Consider the following 20023-nt stretch of genomic DNA (forward strand, 5'->3'; position numbering starts at 1 on the left):
AATGAATGGCGAGTAACAACGTAGCCCAATTTGCCGCGGAACTGAAAATGCCTGCTGGTGTGCTGCTCGAACAGCTGCAGGCAGCGGGCGTCCAGAAAGCGAGTGAAGACGATGCGCTGTCCGAGACGGACAAGGCGCGTCTGCTCGATCATTTGCGCAAGTCGCACGGCGCAACCGACGGCGACAAGCGCAAGATCACGCTGACCCGCAAGCATACGTCGGAGATCAAGCAATCTGACGCGACGGGCAAGGCTCGCACCATTCAGGTCGAGGTTCGCAAGAAGCGTACGTTCGTCAAGCGCGACGACGTGAGCGAAGGTGCGGAACAGGGTCAGGCGCAGGTCGCCGAAGCGGACGACGATGCGGAACTGAAGCGTCGCGAGGAAGAAGCGCGCCGCGAGGCCGAGCTGCTCGAGAAGCAGGCTCAGGAACTGCGCGAGCGCCAGGAACGCCTCGAGCGCGAGGAAGCCGAGCGTCGCGCCCGCGAGGAAGCGGCCGAAGCCGAGCGCCGTCGCGCCGAGGAAGAAGCTGCGGCGAAGCGTGCCGCGGCCGAAGCCGCTACGGCACAGCAGCAGGCGGCAGCGCAGCAGGCCGCCGCGGCCGAGCCGGAAGCACCGAGCGCGCAGTCCGCGCAGGACGAAGCGCGCGCGGCCGCCGAAGCCCGTGCCGCTGCCGAACGTGCGGCGCAGCGCGAAGCGGCGAAGAAGGCCGAGGATGCTGCCCGCGAGGCGGCGGACAAAACCCGCGCCGAGCAGGAAGAGATCAGCAAGCGCCGCGCGGCCGCCGAGGCCGAAGCGCGTGCGATCCGCGAAATGATGAACACGCCGCGCAAGGCCGTGGTCAAGGCAGTCGAGCCGCCGAAGCCGGTCGAGCCGCCGAAGCCGGCCGAAGCGAAGGGCACGCTGCACAAGCCGGCGAAGCCTGAAGGCGCGCAGGCGCGCCCGGCAGTGAAGAAGCCGGCCGGCGCAACGCCGGCAACGACGGCGGCACCGGCAGGCGCGGGCGACCGCAACAAGAAGCCGGGCGCAGGCAAGGGCGGCTGGCAGGACGACGCGGCGAAGCGCCGCGGCATCAAGACGCGCGGCGATTCGAGCGGCGGCGTCGACCGCGGCTGGCGCGGCGGCCCGAAGGGTCGCGGCCGTCACCAGGACAGCGCATCGTCGTTCCAGGCGCCGACCGAGCCGATCGTGCGTGAAGTGCACGTGCCGGAAACCGTGTCGGTTGCCGATCTCGCGCACAAGATGTCGATCAAGGCCTCGGAAGTCATCAAGGTGATGATGAAGATGGGCCAGATGGTCACGATCAACCAGGTGCTGGACCAGGAAACGGCGATGATCGTCGTCGAGGAACTGGGCCACCGCGCGGTCGCGGCGAAGCTGGACGATCCGGAAGCGCTGCTCGTCGAAGGCGAAACGACCACCGATGCGGAGCAACTTCCGCGTCCGCCGGTCGTCACGGTGATGGGTCACGTCGACCACGGCAAGACCTCGCTGCTCGACCACATCCGCCGCGCGAAGGTTGCCGCGGGCGAAGCGGGCGGCATTACGCAGCACATCGGCGCATATCACGTCGATACGCCGCGCGGCGTCATCACGTTCCTCGATACGCCGGGTCACGAGGCGTTCACGGCAATGCGTGCACGCGGCGCGAAGGCGACCGACATCGTGGTGCTGGTGGTGGCGGCCGACGACGGCGTGATGCCGCAGACGAAGGAAGCCATCGCTCACGCGAAGGCGGGTGGCGTGCCGATCGTCGTCGCGATCAACAAGATCGACAAACCGGATGCGAACCTCGATCGCGTCAAGCAGGAGCTGGTCGCGGAAGGCGTCGTGCCGGAAGAATACGGTGGCGATTCGCCGTTCGTGCCGGTGTCGGCAAAGACGGGCGCAGGTATCGACGATCTGCTCGAGAACGTGCTGCTGCAGGCCGAAGTGCTGGAACTGAAGGCACCGATCGAAGCGCCGGCCAAGGGCATCGTGATCGAAGCGAAGCTCGACAAGGGTAAAGGCCCGGTCGCGACGATCCTCGTTCAGTCCGGTACGCTGAACCGCGGCGACATCGTGCTGGCGGGTACGGCCTACGGCCGCGTCCGTGCGATGCTCGACGAGAACGGCAAGCCGACGAAGGAAGCCGGCCCGTCGATCCCGGTCGAAATCCAGGGTCTGTCGGAAGTGCCGGGTGCGGGCGAGGAAGTGATCGTGCTGCCGGACGAGCGCAAGGCACGCGAAATCGCGCTGTTCCGTCAGGGCAAGTTCCGCGACGTGAAGCTCGCGAAGCAGCAGGCCGCGAAGCTCGAAAGCATGCTCGAACAGATGGGCGAAGGCGAAGTGCAGAACCTGCCGCTCATCATCAAGGCAGACGTGCAGGGTTCGCAGGAAGCGCTCGTGCAATCGCTGCTCAAGCTGTCGACCGACGAAGTGCGCGTGCAGATCGTGCACAGCGCGGTGGGTGGCATCAGCGAAAACGACGTCAACCTCGCGACGGCATCGAAGGCGGTCATCATCGGCTTCAACACGCGTGCGGATGCTCAGGCGCGCAAGCTGGCCGAGTCGAACGGCATCGATATCCGCTACTACAACATCATCTACGACGCAGTGGATGAGGTGAAGGCGGCGATGTCGGGCATGCTGGCGCCGGAGAAGCGCGAAGTCATCACCGGCATGGTCGAGGTGCGCCAGGTCTTCAAGGTACCGAAGATCGGCACGGTCGCAGGCTGTATGGTCACGGACGGCATCGTCAAGCGCTCGTCGTCGGTGCGCGTGCTGCGCAACAACGTCGTGATCTTCACGGGCGAACTCGAATCGCTGAAGCGCTTCAAGGACGACGTGAAGGAAGTGAAGCAAGGCTTCGAGTGCGGTATGTCGGTGAAGAACTTCAACGACGTCATCGAAGGCGACCAGTTCGAAGTCTTCGAAGTGACCGAAGTCGCACGTACGCTGTAATCGTCGCGTATCGGCTCATGGGCGGGGCAGGCTTGGGCTTGCCCCGCCCATTTTCATGGTGGCGTGCCGAAAATGGCCGCCGCTTCATCCTGATAAACGGATCACGGATCGATCATGTCCAGGAAACGTACTTCCCCCAATCGCAACGTTCAGATCGCCGATCAAATTCAGCGCGATCTGTCCGAACTCATCATGCGCGAGGTCAAAGATCCGCGCATCGGCATCGTGACCATCCAGAGCGTGGAACTCACGCCGGACTATGCGCATGCGAAGATCTACTTCACGGCGCTTACCGGCGATCCGGACAAGACGCAGGAGGCGCTGAACCATGCGTCGGGTCACCTGCACAACCTGCTGTTCAAGCGCCTGCACATTCATACGGTGCCGACGCTGCATTTTCATTACGACCAGACGATCGAGAAGGCCGTCGAAATGTCGCGCCTGATCAAGGAAGCGAACTCGACGCGCGCGAAGGACGACGACGAGGCCGACGCGCCTGCCAAGGACGACTGAGCTCGACCGGCCTATGACGAATGCAGCACCCCAACGTCCGCGCGTGCCCCGGCGCGTGCTGGACGGCGTTCTTCTGCTCGACAAGCCGGTCGGCCTGTCGAGCAACGATGCGCTGATTCGCGCCAAGCGCCTGCTTCTCGCGAAGAAAGCCGGTCACACCGGCACGCTCGATCCGCTGGCTTCGGGCCTGCTGCCGCTGTGTTTCGGCGAGGCGACCAAGTTCTCGCAGGATTTGCTCGACGCCGACAAGACCTACGAAGCGACGATGCGTCTCGGCCAGCGCACGGCTACCGGCGACGCGGAAGGCGACGTGATCGACACGCGGCCGGTCGAATGCGATCGGGCGGCGGTGGAGGCCGCGCTCGCGCGCTTCACCGGCGAGATCGTGCAGGTGCCGCCGATGTATTCGGCGCTCAAGCGCGACGGCAAGCCGCTGTACGAATATGCGCGAGCCGGCCAGACCGTCGAGCGGGAAGGCCGCAACGTGACGATCCGTGCGCTCGAACTGCTCGCGTGCGAGCTGCCCGACGTGACGTTTCGCGTGACCTGCAGCAAGGGCACGTATGTGCGCACGCTGGCGGAGGATATCGGCGAGGCGCTGGGTTGCGGCGCGCATCTGACGATGCTGCGTCGCACGGGCGTCGGTGCGCTGACGCTCGAGCACGCGGTGACGCTCGATGCGCTGTCGGATGCTGCCGAATCGGCGCGCGATGCATGGCTCCAGCCGGTCGATGCGCTGCTGTCGACGTTTCCGGCCATTCGGCTCGACGACGCGTCCGCGAAGCGGTTCCTGCACGGCCAGCGCCTGCCGCTGTCGGCGCTCGAGCCGATCGGCGCGGCCGATGGCGAGCGCGTGCGCGTGTACGACGCAACGCGATTGCTCGGCGTGGCACGCAAGGCGAATGGCGTGCTCGCACCGGAACGGCTCGTCGTGACGGCGCAATGACGCAGCGGCGCACGCACGTGCACGCAGCAGAATGAAAAAAAGCCCGGTCGAGTTAGACCGGGCTTTTTGTTTGGCGTGATCGCGCGGTGATGCGCAGCCGGATAGCGCTCAGTGCGCCGCCGACGCCGCCGCACCGGCATCGCCGCCGCCCGCGCGTTCGGGCTTGGTGATCCAGATCAATCCGATCAGCAGCACGAAGATCGCTGCCGAAATGTAGAACAGATCGTTCACGCCGAGCTGCGCGGCCTGCTGCGTGGCCATGTTGTTGATCAGGCCGTGCGCCTGCTGCTGCGTGAGCCCGAGATTACCCATCTGAGTGACGGCCTGATTGAACGTCGGGTTGTACGGATTCGCCTGTTCGACCAGTTGCGCGTGGTGGAAGTTGTTCCGATGATCCCACGCGGTCTGGAAGATCGACGTACCGATGCCGCCGCACATGATCCGCACGAAGTTCGACAGGCCGGACGCCGCTGGAATGCGGTGGCCGGGCAGGCCGGACAACGTGATCGACACGAGCGGGATGAAGAAGCCCGCCATCGCGATACCCTGCACGAGCGTCGGCAGCGTCAGCGACCATTCGTCGACGCCGGTCGTGTAGCGCGAACGCATCCAGAAGCACAGCGCGAACGTGAGGAACGCGGCGGTCGCGATGTAGCGCGGGTCCGTGCGCGGCAGGAACTTGCCGGTCAGCGGCGACAGCAGGATCGCGAACAGCCCCACGGGCGCCATCACGAGGCCCGCATCGGTCGCCGTATAGCCGATCTGGGTCTGCAGCCACAGCGGCAACAGCACGAGGTTGCCGAAGTAGAGCCCGTAGCCGACTGCGAGCGCGATCGTGCCGCCCGTGAAGTTGCGCATGCGGAACAGCGACAGGTCGACGACCGGATGTTCCGCGGTCAGCTCCCAGATCACGAAGAACGCGAACGAGATGACCGCGATCAACGCGAGCGCGACGATCGTGGTCGACGCGAACCAGTCGAGATCCTTGCCTTTGTCGAGCATGATCTGCAGCGAGCCGACCCACAGCACGAGCAGCGCAAGGCCGACACCGTCGATCGGCGCGCGGCGCACCGTCGATTCGCGCGTACGGTAGATCGACCACGTAGCGAGCGCAGCGGCGATGCCGACGGGGATGTTCACATAGAAGATCCACGGCCACGAATAATTGTCCGAGATCCAGCCGCCGAGGATCGGCCCGGCGACCGGCGCGATCAGCGTCGTCATCGACCACAGGGCGAGTGCCATTGGCGCTTTCGCACGTGGATAGCTCGACAGCAGCAGCGATTGCGACAGCGGGATCATCGGGCCTGCGACCGCGCCCTGCAGCACGCGCGACGCGAGCAGAAACGGCAGCGTCGGTGCGAGCCCGCACATCCACGACGAGATGACGAACAGGATGATCGACGCGAGGAACAGGCGGACCTGCCCGAAGCGGTCGGTCAGCCAGCCGGTCAGGGGCACCGAGATTGCGTTCGCGACCGCGAACGACGTGATGACCCATGTGCCCTGGTCGGACGACACGCCGAGGTCGCCCGAGATGGTCGGGATCGCGACGTTCGCGATGGACGTGTCGAGCACGTTCATGAACACCGCGAGCGACACCGCGATCGTCCCGAGCACGAGTTGTCCGCCCTGCAGGGGCGGGTAGGAGGCAGGAGCCTGTGCCATGTCGATTGCCTTTCCGAAGTCGGAACGGTTACATCATTTTCGCGGTGCTGCTCTGCTTCGCCGCGACCGGCGCCGACGCGTTGCCGCCCGTGTTCTCGGCGATGATGCGCGCGATTTCGGCGTCGGCTTCGTCGCCGTATTTCGCGAACACGTTGGTCTCGTAGACGGTGTTCGGTGCGTTGACGAGCTGGTCGCCGCGTTCGTCCTTGATGTCCACGTCGACCTGCATCGACAGGCCGATGCGCAGCGGATGCTTGTCGAGATCCTTCGGGTCGAGCTCGATCCGCACCGGCAGGCGCTGCACGACCTTGATCCAGTTGCCGGTCGCGTTCTGCGCGGGCAGCAGCGAGAATGCCGAACCCGTGCCGGCCGAGAAGCCGACGACCTTGCCGTGGTACGTGACCGACGAGCCGTAGATGTCGGCCGTCATCTCGACCGGCTGGCCGATGCGCATGTGCTTCAGCTGGACTTCCTTGAAGTTCGCGTCGACCCACACGGCATTGAGCGGCACCACCGACATCAGCGGGTTGCCGGGCGACACGCGCTGGCCGACCTGCACCGAGCGCTTCGCGACGTAGCCGGTGACCGGCGCCGGCAGCACGTTACGTGCGTTCGCGAGGTACGCGTCGCGCACCTTCGCGGCGGCAGCCAACACGTTCGGGTGCGATGCGATCGTCGTGTTCGCGGTCAATGCGCGATTCGACGCGAGCTGCTGCTGCGCAGCGTCGACCGATGCCTGCGCGGCCTTCACCGCGTCGCGGGCGTGCGAGATTTCTTCCTGCGATACGGCGCCCGTCTGCGCGACGGCCACGCGGCGACGCAGGTCGTCCTGGGCCTTCGACAGGTCCGACTGGCGCAGCGCGACTTGCGCGCGGTACTGGTCGTCGTTGACGAACAGGCCGCGCACCTGGCGCACCGTCTGCGCGAGGTTGGCTTCGGCCTGCTGCAGCGCGACCTGCGAATCGGCCGGGTCGAGCACGACGAGCGGATCGCCGGCCTTGACCGTTTGCGTGTCGTCCGCCTTCACGGCGATCACGGTGCCGGTGACCTGCGGCGTGATCTGCACGACGTTGCCGTTCACGTATGCATCGTCGGTGCCTTCATGGAAGCGGGCGACGAGGAAGTAGTACAGGCCGTATGCGATGGCCGCGATCACGATGACCGCGACGAGCAGCGTCATCATTCGTTTGCGCTTGCCGTTGTTCTGCGGCTGCGCGCTGGCGGCGTTTTGTTGGTCGCTCATGGCGATTTTCTCCGTCCGTTATTTCGAGTGTCTGCGTAGTGGTGGTGCCGGCTCAGTTGGCGGCCTGTTTGGTCGGCGTGGCCGCATCGGGCGCGGCGAGCGGCGTGCCGGTCGCGTCGAACCCGCCGCCGAGCGCCTTGATCAGGGCAAGCTGCATATCGCGCCGGCGCATCTTCAGGTTGGTCACGGTCTGCTCCGATGCGAGGCGGTTGCTGTCCGCCGTCAGCACCTGCAGTTGCGGCGACAGGCCGGCCTTGTAGCGAATGACCGCGAGATCGTACGCACGCGTCGATGCGTCGAGCGCACGTTGGGCATCACCCATCTGGCGATCGACCGCGCGGATCGACGCGACTTGCGTCGCGACGTCGTTCAGCGCGCTGATCAGCGTCTGGTTGTAGTTCGCCACCGACAGGTCGAAGTCGGCGTAGCGGCCCTTGAGCTGGGCGCGCAGCGCGCCGGCATCGAAGATCGGCAGGTGGATGGCCGGGCCGAACTGCGCCTGGCGGCTCGCGAAGTTCAGGAATTTGCCCCAGCCGAACGCATCGAAGCCGAAACCGGCCGCGAGGTTCACGTCGGGGTAGAACTCGGCCTTCGCTTCCTTCACGTCGTGCATCGCGGCTTCGACCTGCCAGCGCGCGGCGACGATGTCGGGGCGGCGCGACACGAGATCGGCCGGCAGGTTGCCGGGCAGCGTGACGTCGCCGCTCGGATTCATCACGGGCGCCGCGATCTGCAGCCCGCGATCCGGGCCCTTGCCGAGTAGCGCGGCGAGCTGGTAGCGCACCGTCGTGATCTGGCCGTCGAGGTCCGACAGCGAGGCCTGGGTCGTCGCGATGTTGCCGCGGGCCGTCTGGCGTTCGACGTTGGTATCGAGGCCGGCCGATACGCGGCCGTCGGTGATCTTGCCGACCGTCTCGCGGTTGCTGATCTCGCGTTGCGCGATGTCGCGCAGCGCATAGAGCTGTGCGAGCGAGTTGTAGGTGCGTGCGACCGACGACGCGAGCGTGATGCGCGCCTGTTGCATGTCGGCTTCGGCGGCCTTTTCCTGCGATACGGCCGTGTGCAGGCGCTCGCGGTTCTTGCCCCACAGGTCGAGTTCCCACGAGGCGCTCGCAAGCGCGTTGTTCTCGCTGTACCACTGGCCGCCGTACGGGGGCGGGAACAGGGCGTTCGACGAATACAGTTCACGCGTCCACGAATAGCTGGCTTCGGCCTTCGGCATGAGGTTCGAGCGCGACGATTCGATGTACGACGAGGCTTTCGCGATGCGCGCCTGCGCCTGTGCGATCGACGGGTTGCCCTGCAGCGCTTCGTCGATCAGCTTCGGCAGTTGCGGATCCCCGAACTGGCTGGCCCAGTCGAGCGCCGGCCACTGGCCGCCCTGGGCCGGCAGGCTCTGGGCGGATTCGAATTGCGACGCGGGGGCGATCTGCTTGTCGCTCTTGATGCCGATGTAATTCGCGCAGCCCGCCAGCGCCAGCGCGGCGACCGCGGCGGCGACGGCGGCGCGGCACGACCCGGCGCGCACGGACAACGGGGAGGATTTCATCGCGCTAACCCCTGACTCGGAATGAATGATGGACACTGCAAGGATTTCCTTACATTAATCTGTCAAAAGTAATTGTTATGGCAACTATTACGTGATGCTACCGCCGGCCGTCTCGCAATAGTTGCTGAGAATACGGCGCAGCATGCTCTTCAGGAACCCGACTTCTTCCGGCGTAAACCCGTCCAGCACCTGGTCGAGCACGCTGCGAAAAATGGGCGGCAGCCGTTCGGCCAGCGCACGGCCTTCGTCGGTGAGCTCGAGGCGCACGACGCGTCGGTCCTCGATGCTGCGCACGCGCGACAGCAGGCCGCGTTTCTCGACCCGGTCGAGCAGGCGCGTGACCGCGCTGGCGTCGATCCCGTATTCGCGCGCGAGTTCGGCGGCCGTCGAGCACTTGCCGACCGCGATCATGAACAGCATGCTCGCCTGCGTGCCCGTGATGCCGAGCTCTTCCTGCGTGCGCTGCGTGACGAGATTGGTCATCACCGACTTCACGCGCGACATGAGATAACCGACGCTGTCGTTCATCTGATACGAAGACAGCGGCGAAACGGGCGGTGGGGTAGGAGAATCCGACATAAAACCCTGAAGCTGCAATAGTTGACTAGGCAGCAGTATAGGCACAATTGCTTGCCGCGGCAAATGTTAATCGAACGGCAAGGCACGCGCTCTGTATGGCGAGAATCCCTTGTCTCGATAAGGGTTTTTCGGCCCGCCGGCGATGGTGGGCGAGAGAGTTGGGCTGTTCGGGAGAGGAGGGCGGAGCGGCCCGGTTTGCTGCGTTGCAACGCGCGGGTCAGCTTTCGACACGCGTACGTGCTATAATTTAATGCTTTCCAAGCTGCAACGCGCGCGCCCCTGAAAAACGGAGCGCGCGCGTTTGCGCGTTCAAACGATTTCCAGGTTTCTATGACCCGCGCCCTTCGCAATATCGCCATCATCGCCCACGTCGACCACGGCAAGACCACGCTCGTCGACCAACTGCTCCGCCAGTCCGGCACCTTCCGCGAGAACCAGCAGATTGCGGAGCGGGTGATGGACTCGAACGACATCGAAAAAGAGCGCGGGATCACGATTCTCGCGAAGAACTGCGCGGTCGAATACGAAGGCACGCACATCAACATCGTCGACACGCCGGGGCACGCTGACTTCGGCGGCGAAGTCGAGCGCGTGCTGTCGATGGTCGACTCGGTGCTGCTGCTCGTCGACGCGGTCGAAGGCCCGATGCCGCAGACGCGCTTCGTCACGAAGAAGGCGCTCGCGCTCGGCCTGAAGCCGATCGTCGTCGTCAACAAGATCGATCGTCCGGGCGCGCGGATCGACTGGGTCATCAACCAGACCTTCGACCTGTTCGACAAGCTCGGCGCGACCGAAGAGCAGCTCGACTTCCCGATCGTCTACGCGTCGGGCCTGAACGGCTACGCGTCGCTCGACCCGGCTGCTCGCGACGGCGACATGCGCCCGCTGTTCGAGGCGATTCTCGCGCACGTGCCGGTTCGCCCGGCCGATCCGGAAGCGCCGCTGCAGCTCCAGATCACGTCGCTCGACTTTTCGACGTACGTCGGCCGGATCGGCGTCGGCCGCATCACGCGCGGGCGCATCAAGCCGGGCCAGCCGGTCGTGATGCGCTTCGGCCCGGAAGGCGACGTGCTGAACCGCAAGATCAACCAGGTGCTGTCGTTCAAGGGCCTGGAGCGCGTGCAGGTCGAATCGGCCGAAGCGGGCGACATCGTGCTGATCAACGGTATTGAAGACGTCGGCATCGGCGCGACGATCTGCGCGATCGACACGCCGGAAGCGCTGCCGATGATCACCGTCGACGAGCCGACGCTGACGATGAACTTCCTCGTCAACTCGTCGCCGCTCGCCGGCCGCGAAGGCAAGTTCGTGACGAGCCGCCAGATCCGCGACCGTCTGATGAAGGAACTGAACCACAACGTCGCGCTGCGCGTGAAGGACACCGGCGACGAAACGGTGTTCGAAGTGTCGGGCCGCGGCGAACTGCACCTGACGATTCTCGTCGAGAACATGCGCCGCGAAGGCTACGAGCTGGCCGTGTCGCGTCCGCGCGTCGTGATGCAGGAGATCGACGGCGTGCGTCACGAGCCGTATGAGCTGCTGACGGTCGACGTCGAGGACGAACACCAGGGCGGCGTGATGGAAGAGCTGGGCCGCCGCAAGGGCGAAATGCTCGACATGGCGTCGGACGGCCGCGGCCGCACGCGTCTGGAGTACAAGATCTCGGCGCGTGGCCTGATCGGCTTCCAGAGCGAATTCCTGACGCTCACGCGCGGCACGGGCCTGATGAGCCACATCTTCGACTCGTACGCGCCGGTCAAGGACGGCTCGGTTTTCGAGCGCCGCAACGGCGTGCTGATCTCGCAGGACGACGGCGCCGCGGTGGCGTACGCACTGTGGAAGCTGCAGGATCGCGGCCGCATGTTCGTGAAGCCGGGCGACGCGCTGTATGAGGGCATGATCATCGGCATCCACAGCCGCGACAACGACCTCGTCGTGAACCCGATCAAGGGCAAGCAGTTGACCAACGTGCGCGCGTCGGGTACCGACGAAGCCGTGCGTCTCGTGCCGCCGGTCCAGATGTCGCTGGAATACGCGGTCGAATTCATCGACGACGACGAGCTCGTCGAAGTGACGCCGCAGTCGATCCGCCTGCGCAAGCGCTTCCTGAAGGAGCACGAGCGTCGCCGCGCGAGCCGCGAAGGCGCGGTCGACTAAGCATCGACTGTTCCCGAGCACGACGAAAAGGCTGCCTTCGGGCAGCCTTTTTCGCATCCGCGCAGCGTGCAGCCGGGCTGCCTGCAAAACACTGTTCCCGCGGGGCGCGGCAATCCGGCAAAACCCCGCCGCACGGTGCTTTCACGGACGTTTCGCCGTGAACTCCGGTATCGGTTCTGTGATATGCTGCGCGCACGCAAGTTTTAGGTCCTTCCAAGCAAGACTTGATTCGCAATCCGCTAAACGGTCAGGCCGTGTCGCGGAAGGTTGAGTAACCCGCTATTTCTCGAGAAGCTCGAAGAAAGGTGAGCGTAAAATGTCAGATGTAATGAAGCAGTTTCAGCTGAACTCCTATTTGTTCGGCGGCAATGCTTCGTACGTTGAAGAACTGTACGATGCATACCTCAACAATCCGGCATCGGTGCCGGAGAACTGGCGAGAGTATTTCGACGCGCTGCAGAACGTGCCTGCAACGGACGGCTCGAACGCCAATGACGTCGCTCACTTCCCGATCGTCGAATCGTTCGCCGAGCGTGCGAAGGCCAATGCCTTCATTCCGCGCGAAAGCACCAGCAATCTCGCGACCGCACGCAAGCAGGTGCACGTCCAGTCGCTCATCAGCGCCTACCGCTTCCTCGGCTCGCAATGGGCCAATCTCGATCCGCTGAAGCGACGCGAACGTCCCGCCATTCCCGAACTCGAACCCGCGTTCTACGACTTCTCCGAAGGCGACCTCGACCAGACGTACAGCGCAAGCAACCTGTACTTCGGTTTCGACCAGGCTTCGCTGCGCGACATCGTCAAGGGTCTGCGCGACACGTACTGCGGCACGATCGGCGCCGAGTTCATGTACATCAGCGATCCGGAACAGAAGCGCTGGTGGCAGGAGCGCCTGGAGTCGACCCGCGCGACGCCGGCCTTCTCGGCCGACAAGAAGAAGCACATCCTGAATCGCCTGACGGCCGCCGAAGGCCTCGAGCGCTACCTGCACACCAAGTACGTCGGCCAGAAGCGCTTCTCGCTCGAAGGCGGCGAAAGCTTCATCGCGGCGATGGACGAAGTCGTCCAGCATGCGGGCAAGAGCGGCGTGCAGGAAATCATCATCGGCATGGCCCACCGCGGCCGCCTGAACGTGCTGGTCAACACGCTGGGCAAGATGCCGGCCGACCTGTTCGCCGAATTCGAAGGCAAGCACGTCGACGACCTGCCGGCCGGTGACGTGAAATACCACAAGGGCTTCTCGTCGGACGTGTCGACGGAAGGCGGCCCGGTCCACCTGTCGCTCGCGTTCAACCCGTCGCACCTCGAAATCGTGAACCCGGTGGTCGAAGGTTCCGCGAAGGCGCGGATGGACCGCCGCGGCGACGAAGACGGCCTGCAAGTGCTGCCGGTGCAGATCCATGGCGACGCGGCCTTCGCTGGCCAGGGCGTCGTGATGGAAACGCTGAACCTCGCGCAGACGCGCGGTTACGGCACGCACGGCACGCTGCACATCGTCATCAACAACCAGATCGGCTTCACGACGTCCGACCCGCGCGACGCGCGCTCGACGCTGTACTGCACCGACGTCGTCAAGATGATCGAAGCGCCGGTGCTGCACGTGAACGGCGATGATCCGGAAGCCGTCGTGCTCGCGATCCAGATCGCGATCGACTACCGGATGCAGTTCCACAAGGATGTCGTCATCGACATCGTCTGCTTCCGCAAGCTGGGTCACAACGAGCAGGACACGCCGGCGGTCACGCAGCCGCTGATGTACAAGAAGATCGCGCAGCACCCGGGCACCCGTGCGCTGTACGCCGAAAAGCTCGTGCAGCAGGGCGTGATCACCGCGGAAGACACCGACAACTACGTGAAGGCGTACCGCAAGGCGATGGACGACGGCCACCATACCGTCGATCCGGTCCTGTCGAACTACAAGAGCAAGTACGCGGTCGACTGGGTTCCGTTCCTGAACCGCAAGTGGACGGATGCAGCCGACACGGCCGTGCCGCTCGCCGAACTGAAGCGCCTGGGCGAACGCATCACGACGGTCCCGGAAAACTTCAAGGTTCACCCGCTCGTCGAGCGCGTGATCAACGACCGCCGCAACATGGCGCGCGGCGACCAGCCGCTCGACTGGGGCATGGGCGAACACCTCGCATTCGCGTCGCTCGTCGCATCGGGCTACTCGGTGCGCCTGACGGGCCAGGACTCGGGCCGCGGCACGTTCACGCACCGTCACGCGGTGCTGCACGACCAGAACCGCGAACGCTGGAACGACGGTACGTACGTGCCGCTGCAGAACATCGCCGAAGGTCAGGCGAAGTTCACGGTGATCGACTCGGTGCTGTCGGAAGAAGCCGTGCTGGGCTTCGAATACGGTTACTCGACCGCCGAGCCGAACACGCTCGTGCTGTGGGAAGCGCAGTTCGGCGACTTCGTCAACGGCGCGCAGGTCGTGATCGACCAGTTCATCTCGTCGGGCGAAGTGAAGTGGGGCCGCGTGTCGGGTCTCACGATGCTGCTGCCGCACGGCTACGAAGGCCAGGGTCCGGAACACTCGTCCACGCGTATCGAGCGTTTCCTGCAACTGTGCGCCGACCACAACATGCAGGTCGTTCAGCCGACGACGCCGGCGCAGATTTTCCACCTGCTGCGTCGCCAGATGATCCGCCTGTTCCGCAAGCCGCTGATCATCGCGACGCCGAAGTCGCTGCTGCGTCACAAGGAAGCGGTGTCGGACCTGTCGGAACTGGCGAAGGGTTCGTTCCAGCCGGTGCTGGGCGAAACCGACGGCGGCATCGACGCGAAGAAGGTCAAGCGCGTGCTGGCGTGCTCGGGCCGCGTGTACTACGACCTCGTCGCGCATCGCCGCGAAGCGAAGGCGAACGACGTCGCGATCATCCGTATCGAGCAGCTGTATCCGTTCGCGCACAAGCAGTTCGAAGCCGAAATGAAGAAGTACGAGAACGCGACTGAAGTGGTCTGGGTGCAGGACGAGCCGCAGAACCAGGGCCCCTGGTTCTACGTCGAGCACCACCTGAAGGAAGGCATGAAGGAAGGGCAGAAGCTGGCATACAGCGGCCGTCCGGCTTCGGCCTCGCCGGCGGTTGGCTACTACGCGAAGCACTACGAGCAGCAGAAGGCCCTGATCGAAGGTGCATTCGGCCGCCTGAAGAGCGCGTCGATCGCGAAATAACCGACGTCAAGCGAAACGGGAAGGCGCGCGGCGCTTTCCCGTCTCCTTTGGCCTGCCGGGCGCGTCGCGCGCCGCATCGGCCGAAGGAATCGCACGAACCTCGTCATTACCCAGATTAAGCATCCAGGAAAATCACATGGCTATCGTAGAAGTCAAAGTCCCCCAGCTTTCGGAGTCGGTGTCGGAAGCCACCATGCTGCAGTGGAAGAAGAAGCCGGGCGAAGCAGTCGCGCAGGACGAAATCCTGATCGAGCTCGAGACCGACAAGGTCGTCCTCGAAGTGCCGGCGCCGGCAGCGGGCGTGCTCGCGCAAGTGCTGCAGAACGACGGTGACACGGTGGTCGCCGATCAGTTGATCGCGACGATCGACACCGAAGCGAAGGCAGGTGCTGCCGAAGCAGCGGCAGGCGCCGCCGAAGTCAAGCCGGCAGCCGCACCTGCCGCAGCCGCGCCGGCCGCACAGCCGGCTGCCGCGACCGCATCGAGCTCGGCCGCCGCATCGCCGGCCGCAGCGAAGCTGCTGGCCGAGAAGGGCCTGTCGACGGGCGACGTCGCAGGTTCGGGCCGCGACGGCCGCGTCACGAAGGGCGACGCGCTGGCCGCGGGCAACGCACCGAAGGCTGCTCCGGCCGCCGCGCCGGCGAAGACCGCCGCCGCGAAGCCGGCGCTGCCGGAAGTGAAGGTGCCGGCGTCGGCAGCGACGTGGCTGAACGACCGTCCGGAACAGCGCGTGCCGATGTCGCGCCTGCGTGCGCGTATCGCCGAGCGCCTGCTCGAATCGCAGCAGACCAACGCGATCCTGACGACGTTCAACGAAGTCAACATGGCTCCGGTCATGGAACTGCGTAACAAGTACAAGGACAAGTTCGAGAAGGAACACGGCGTGAAGCTCGGCTTCATGTCGTTCTTCGTGAAGGCGGCCGTCCATGCGCTGAAGAAGTTCCCGCTCGTGAACGCGTCGATCGACGGTAACGACATCGTCTATCACGGCTACTTCGACATCGGTATCGCGGTCGGTTCGCCGCGCGGCCTGGTCGTGCCTATCCTGCGCAACGCGGATCAGCTGAGCCTCGCCGAGATCGAGAAGAAGATCGCCGAATTCGGCCAGAAGGCGAAGGACGGCAAGCTGTCGATCGAGGAAATGACGGGCGGTACGTTCTCGATCTCGAACGGCGGCGTGTTCGGTTCGATGCTGTCGACCCCGATCATCAACCCGCCGCAGTCGGCCATTCTCGGTGTGCACGCGACGAAGGAGCGCCCGGTCGTCGAAAACGGCCAGATCGTGATTCGCCCGATCAACTACCTGGCGCTGTCGTACGACCACCGCATCATCGATGGCCGCGAAGCCGTGCTGTCGCTCGTCGCGATGAAGGATGCGCTGGAAGATCCGGCCCGCCTGCTGCTCGACCTGTAAGCCGAGTCTCACTGCATCGACCCGTTCGCAGGTTCGCGCCCACGCGTGACCCTGCGGACGTACAAGTAGAAAGGATTGTCATGTCCAAGGAATTTGACGTCGTCGTGATCGGCGCCGGCCCCGGCGGCTACATCGCCGCGATTCGCGCCGCGCAGCTCGGCAAGACCGTTGCCTGTATCGAGAAGTGGAAGAACCCGGCCGGCGCGCTGAAGCTCGGCGGCACCTGCCTGAACGTCGGCTGCATCCCGTCGAAGGCGCTGCTCGCGTCGTCGGAAGAGTTCGAGAACACGTCGCATCACCTGGCCGACCACGGCATCACGGTCGACGGCGTGAAGATCGACGTCGCGAAGATGCTCGGCCGCAAGGACGCGATCGTCGAGAAGATGACGAGCGGGATCGAGTTCCTGTTCAAGAAGAACAAGATCACCTGGCTGAAGGGCCATGGCAAGTTCACCGGCAAGACCGATGCCGGCGTGCAGATCGAAGTGAGCGGCGAGGGTGAAACCGAAGTCGTCACCGCGAAGAACGTGATCATCGCGACGGGTTCGAAGGCGCGTCACTTGCCGAACGTTCCGGTCGACAACAAGATCGTGTCGGACAACGAAGGTGCGCTGACGTTCGACTCGGTGCCGAAGAAGCTCGCCGTGATCGGCGCGGGCGTGATCGGCCTCGAGCTCGGCTCGGTGTGGCGCCGCCTCGGTGCCGACGTGACGGTGCTCGAAGCGCTGCCGGCGTTCCTCGGCGCAGCCGACGAAGCGCTTGCGAAGGAAGCGGCGAAGCTGTTCAAGAAGCAGGGCCTCGACATCCATCTCGGCGTGAAGATCGGCGACGTGAAGACGACCGCCGACGGCGTGTCGATCGCCTACACGGACAAGGACGGCAACGCGCAGACGCTCGACGCCGACCGCCTGATCGTGTCGGTCGGCCGCGTGCCGAACACCGACAACCTCGGCCTCGAGGCGATCGGCCTGAAGGCGAACGAGCGCGGCTTCATCGACGTGGACGACCACTGCCGCACGGCGGTGCCGAACGTGTACGCGATCGGCGACGTGGTGCGCGGCCCGATGCTCGCGCACAAGGCGGAAGACGAAGGCGTGCTGGTCGCGGAAGTGATCGACGGGCAGAAGCCGCACATCGACTACAACTGCATTCCGTGGGTGATCTACACGTACCCGGAAATCGCATGGGTCGGCAAGACGGAGCAGCAGCTGAAGGCCGAAGGCCGCGAGATCAAGACGGGCAAGTTCCCGTTCTCGATCAACGGCCGCGCGCTCGGCATGAACGCGCCGGACGGTTTCGTGAAGATGATCGCGGACGCAAAGACCGACGAACTGCTCGGCGTGCACGTGATCGCAGCGAACGCGTCGGACCTGATCGCGGAAGCCGTGGTGGCGATGGAATTCAAGGCGGCGTCGGAAGACATCGCCCGCATCTGCCATCCGCACCCGTCGATGTCGGAAGTGATGCGCGAAGCGGCGCTCGCGGTCGACAAGCGCTCGCTGAACAGCTGAGCACGGTGTAGCGCCTGCCGGCCGTCGGCCGGCGCGGCCGTCTCATGACGAAGGCGGGCGGGGTTTCCCGCTCGCCTTCGTTCTTTCCGGTTTGCCCGATGAACGTCACCGAATACTACACGCGCGAACTGACCACGCGCGGCTATCAGTCCGATCCCGCTCAGCGCGCGGCCGTCGACCGCCTGCAGCGCTGTTTCGACGAGTGGGTCGACTACAAGGCGCGCCGCTCGAACGCGTTCAAGAAGCTCATCATTCATCCGGACCTGCCGCGCGGCGTCTACATGTGGGGCGGTGTCGGTCGCGGCAAGAGCTTCCTGATGGACAGCTTCTACGCGGTCGTACCCGTGCAGCGCAAGACGCGCCTGCATTTCCACGAATTCATGCGCGAAGTGCACCGCGAGCTCGAGGAGCTGAAAGGGCAGGCCGATCCGCTCGACGAACTCGCGCGACGCATCGCGAAGCGTTACCGGCTGATCTGCTTCGACGAATTCCACGTGTCGGACATCGCCGACGCGATGATCCTGTATCGCTTGCTCGATCGCCTGTTCAACAACGGCGTGCAGTTCGTGATGACGTCCAATTACGATCCCGACGACCTGTATCCGGACGGCCTGCATCGCGACCGCATGCTGCCGGCGATCGCGCTGATCAAGGAAAAGCTCGACGTGCTCAACGTCGATGCGGGGGTCGACTATCGCCAGCGCACGCTCGCGCAGGTGAAGATGTATCACACGCCGCTCGGCGCGGAAGCCGATCGCGAACTGCGCCATGCATTCGGCAAGCTCGCGGCCGTGCCCGACGAGAGCCCGATCCTGCATATCGAGAAGCGTGAACTGAAGGCGCTGCGCAAGGCGGACGGCGTCGTGTGGTTCGATTTCGCGACGCTGTGCGGCGGCCCGCGTTCGCAGAACGACTACCTCGAACTGGCGAGCCGCTTTCATGCGATCGTGCTGTCCGAGGTGCCGCAGATGTCGCCGCGGATGGCGTCCGAAGCGCGCCGCTTCACATGGCTCATCGACGTGCTGTACGATCACAAGGTCAAGCTGCTGATGTCCGCGGCGGTGCCGGCCGAAGCGTTGTACGTCGAAGGCCCGATGGCCAACGAATTCGCGCGTACGGTCTCGCGCATCGTCGAAATGCAGTCGAAGGAATATCTCGAAACGCCGCGCCGCATCGTCGATACGTCGTTGACCTGAACTGATCGAGAGCGCCCGCCATTGGCGGAATTTAAACTTCAATTTCGGTTAAATTCGGCCAATCTTCGGGTATTTTCGGATTTGTCTTATATTCATCGTTGAGGTGAGCCGATATTGTGGTGTCATGGTTATTAAGGCTGGAGATGTCCATGACACCGTATCGCGATTTAACCGACCACGAATGGCGCTGCGTCGCGCCGCTTCTGCCCGAAATGCAGCCGCGCACCGAGTTGCGCGGCCGGCCGTTAGCCAATACGCGGGCCGTGCTGAACGGTGTGCTCTGGGTGATCTACAGTGGTGCAACCTGGTCGGCCATGCCGCGCCGTTACCCGTCGTATCAAACATGCCATCGCCGCTTCAAGGCGTGGCACGAAACGGGCACGCTGATGAACGTGATGCGTGAGCTCTATGGCGACGCCGGCATGAATCTGTGCAATGAACTGTCCGCGCGGATGCGCAAGCACACGCAATCGAAGGCGGCGGAGGCGCGTAGCAACGCGGCGCCCGCGTATCGTGCACCGGGTAGCTATGCATCGGATGCGATGAAGCGAGCGGCGTGATGCCCCTTGGTTTTCGTTGTGCACGCACCAAAAGAAATCGGCCTGGCGACGTCGTCGCAGGCCGATTTTTTCATTGAGCCGCGCGTTTCGGCGCGTACTGCGTTATTGCTGGCGAACCCAGGTCTGCGACCGGCCCAGCAGCGACACGCCGATGTAGCCGCGCACCACGAGCTTCTGGCCGCCGTCTTCAAGCGTCATCTTGCACTTGTAGACCTTGCCGTTCTCCGGGTCGAGAATGTTGCCGCCGTCCCAGTGGTCGCCTTCCTTCTTCATCGCCTTGATGATCGTCATGCCCTTGATGAGCTGATCCTTGCGCTCGTCCGTGCACGCGGTGCAGCGGCGATCGGGCGTATCGTTCGCGCCGAGGCCCTTGACGACCTTGCCCGTCAGCGAGCCGTCGCCGTCCTCGGCGATCTGCACGAGTGCCTTCGGTTGATGGGTGTTGTCGTCGATCGTCTGCCACATGCCGACGGGGCTGTCGGCTTGCGCGAACGTGGGGGCTGCGCACGCGAGCAGGGCGCCGGCAATGGCGATTGCACGCAACGGGCGGGTCAGTTGAATCAT

At 64.6% G+C, this 20023-nt stretch carries 14 protein-coding genes; 9 read left to right on the forward strand and 5 right to left on the reverse strand.

What is annotated here, in order from left to right; genetic code table 11:
• Window positions 1-5 precede the first annotated feature (5 nt).
• The 3 genes from infB to truB all read left to right on the forward strand — a co-directional run bounded on the left by infB (window position 6) and on the right by truB (window position 4401).
• Window positions 6-2942, forward strand: a complete 2937-nt coding sequence (gene infB, locus CFB46_RS11425; protein WP_089499993.1) for a translation initiation factor IF-2 — start codon at window positions 6-8, stop codon at window positions 2940-2942.
• 114 nt (window positions 2943-3056) lie between these two features.
• On the forward strand, window positions 3057-3455 hold the full coding sequence (gene rbfA / locus CFB46_RS11430; protein ID WP_006752288.1) for a 30S ribosome-binding factor RbfA: 399 nt from the start codon (window positions 3057-3059) through the stop codon (window positions 3453-3455).
• A 13-nt stretch (window positions 3456-3468) separates the two neighbouring features.
• Window positions 3469-4401, forward strand: coding sequence for a tRNA pseudouridine(55) synthase TruB (gene truB, locus CFB46_RS11435; RefSeq protein ID WP_089499994.1), 933 nt, complete (start codon window positions 3469-3471; stop codon window positions 4399-4401).
• A 108-nt stretch (window positions 4402-4509) separates the two neighbouring features.
• On the opposite strand, the gene CFB46_RS11440 is transcribed toward truB, so the two are convergent.
• From CFB46_RS11440 to CFB46_RS11455, 4 genes are all read right to left on the reverse strand, one after another.
• Entirely contained in the window at window positions 4510-6069 is a 1560-nt protein-coding gene (locus CFB46_RS11440; protein ID WP_027784274.1) for a DHA2 family efflux MFS transporter permease subunit, read from the reverse strand.
• A gap of 28 nt (window positions 6070-6097) precedes the next feature.
• Complete coding sequence (locus CFB46_RS11445; RefSeq protein WP_089499995.1) at window positions 6098-7312, reverse strand: HlyD family secretion protein; 1215 nt, start codon at window positions 7310-7312, stop codon at window positions 6098-6100.
• 52 nt (window positions 7313-7364) lie between these two features.
• A complete protein-coding gene (locus CFB46_RS11450) occupies window positions 7365-8861 on the reverse strand; it encodes an efflux transporter outer membrane subunit (RefSeq protein WP_089499996.1) in 1497 nt (498 codons plus the stop codon).
• 87 nt (window positions 8862-8948) lie between these two features.
• A complete protein-coding gene (locus CFB46_RS11455; RefSeq protein ID WP_027784277.1) occupies window positions 8949-9440 on the reverse strand; it encodes a MarR family winged helix-turn-helix transcriptional regulator in 492 nt (163 codons plus the stop codon).
• Between the two features lie 330 nt (window positions 9441-9770).
• On the opposite strand from CFB46_RS11455, the gene typA reads away from it, so the two are divergent.
• The 6 genes from typA to CFB46_RS11485 all read left to right on the forward strand — a co-directional run bounded on the left by typA (window position 9771) and on the right by CFB46_RS11485 (window position 19459).
• On the forward strand, window positions 9771-11597 hold the full coding sequence (gene typA / locus CFB46_RS11460) for a translational GTPase TypA (RefSeq protein ID WP_089499997.1): 1827 nt from the start codon (window positions 9771-9773) through the stop codon (window positions 11595-11597).
• A 316-nt stretch (window positions 11598-11913) separates the two neighbouring features.
• Entirely contained in the window at window positions 11914-14778 is a 2865-nt protein-coding gene (locus tag CFB46_RS11465; protein WP_027784279.1) for a 2-oxoglutarate dehydrogenase E1 component, read from the forward strand.
• Between the two features lie 136 nt (window positions 14779-14914).
• Window positions 14915-16192, forward strand: coding sequence for a 2-oxoglutarate dehydrogenase complex dihydrolipoyllysine-residue succinyltransferase (odhB, locus tag CFB46_RS11470; RefSeq protein ID WP_089499998.1), 1278 nt, complete (start codon window positions 14915-14917; stop codon window positions 16190-16192).
• An 80-nt stretch (window positions 16193-16272) separates the two neighbouring features.
• Window positions 16273-17703 (forward strand): dihydrolipoyl dehydrogenase, encoded by a 1431-nt coding sequence (gene lpdA, locus CFB46_RS11475; protein WP_027784281.1) that lies wholly within the window; start codon window positions 16273-16275, stop codon window positions 17701-17703.
• A 98-nt stretch (window positions 17704-17801) separates the two neighbouring features.
• Entirely contained in the window at window positions 17802-18899 is a 1098-nt protein-coding gene (zapE, locus tag CFB46_RS11480) for a cell division protein ZapE (RefSeq protein ID WP_089499999.1), read from the forward strand.
• Between the two features lie 149 nt (window positions 18900-19048).
• Window positions 19049-19459 (forward strand): transposase, encoded by a 411-nt coding sequence (locus CFB46_RS11485; protein ID WP_027784283.1) that lies wholly within the window; start codon window positions 19049-19051, stop codon window positions 19457-19459.
• A 102-nt stretch (window positions 19460-19561) separates the two neighbouring features.
• Here the strand turns inward: CFB46_RS11485 and CFB46_RS11490 are convergent, their stop codons facing one another.
• Window positions 19562-20023, reverse strand: a complete 462-nt coding sequence (locus tag CFB46_RS11490) for a DUF2147 domain-containing protein (RefSeq protein WP_027784284.1) — start codon at window positions 20021-20023, stop codon at window positions 19562-19564.

Source organism: Burkholderia sp. HI2761, assembly GCF_002223355.1.
Taxonomy (GTDB): Bacteria; Pseudomonadota; Gammaproteobacteria; order Burkholderiales; family Burkholderiaceae; genus Burkholderia.

Bases quoted from the DNA above. Each gene is read 5' to 3' on its own strand.
- lpdA (WP_027784281.1), top strand. From the start codon at position 16,273: ATGTCCAAGGAATTTGACGTCGTCGTGATCGGCGCCGGCCCCGGCGGC.
- odhB (WP_089499998.1), top strand. From the start codon at position 14,915: ATGGCTATCGTAGAAGTCAAAGTCCCCCAGCTTTCGGAGTCGGTGTCG.
- infB (WP_089499993.1), top strand. From the start codon at position 6: ATGGCGAGTAACAACGTAGCCCAATTTGCCGCGGAACTGAAAATGCCT.
- rbfA (WP_006752288.1), top strand. From the start codon at position 3,057: ATGTCCAGGAAACGTACTTCCCCCAATCGCAACGTTCAGATCGCCGAT.
- CFB46_RS11445 (WP_089499995.1), bottom strand. From the start codon at position 7,312: ATGAGCGACCAACAAAACGCCGCCAGCGCGCAGCCGCAGAACAACGGC.
- CFB46_RS11440 (WP_027784274.1), bottom strand. From the start codon at position 6,069: ATGGCACAGGCTCCTGCCTCCTACCCGCCCCTGCAGGGCGGACAACTC.
- CFB46_RS11465 (WP_027784279.1), top strand. From the start codon at position 11,914: ATGTCAGATGTAATGAAGCAGTTTCAGCTGAACTCCTATTTGTTCGGC.
- truB (WP_089499994.1), top strand. From the start codon at position 3,469: ATGACGAATGCAGCACCCCAACGTCCGCGCGTGCCCCGGCGCGTGCTG.
- CFB46_RS11455 (WP_027784277.1), bottom strand. From the start codon at position 9,440: ATGTCGGATTCTCCTACCCCACCGCCCGTTTCGCCGCTGTCTTCGTAT.
- typA (WP_089499997.1), top strand. From the start codon at position 9,771: ATGACCCGCGCCCTTCGCAATATCGCCATCATCGCCCACGTCGACCAC.
- zapE (WP_089499999.1), top strand. From the start codon at position 17,802: ATGAACGTCACCGAATACTACACGCGCGAACTGACCACGCGCGGCTAT.
- CFB46_RS11485 (WP_027784283.1), top strand. From the start codon at position 19,049: ATGACACCGTATCGCGATTTAACCGACCACGAATGGCGCTGCGTCGCG.
- CFB46_RS11450 (WP_089499996.1), bottom strand. From the start codon at position 8,861: ATGAAATCCTCCCCGTTGTCCGTGCGCGCCGGGTCGTGCCGCGCCGCC.
- CFB46_RS11490 (WP_027784284.1), bottom strand. From the start codon at position 20,023: ATGATTCAACTGACCCGCCCGTTGCGTGCAATCGCCATTGCCGGCGCC.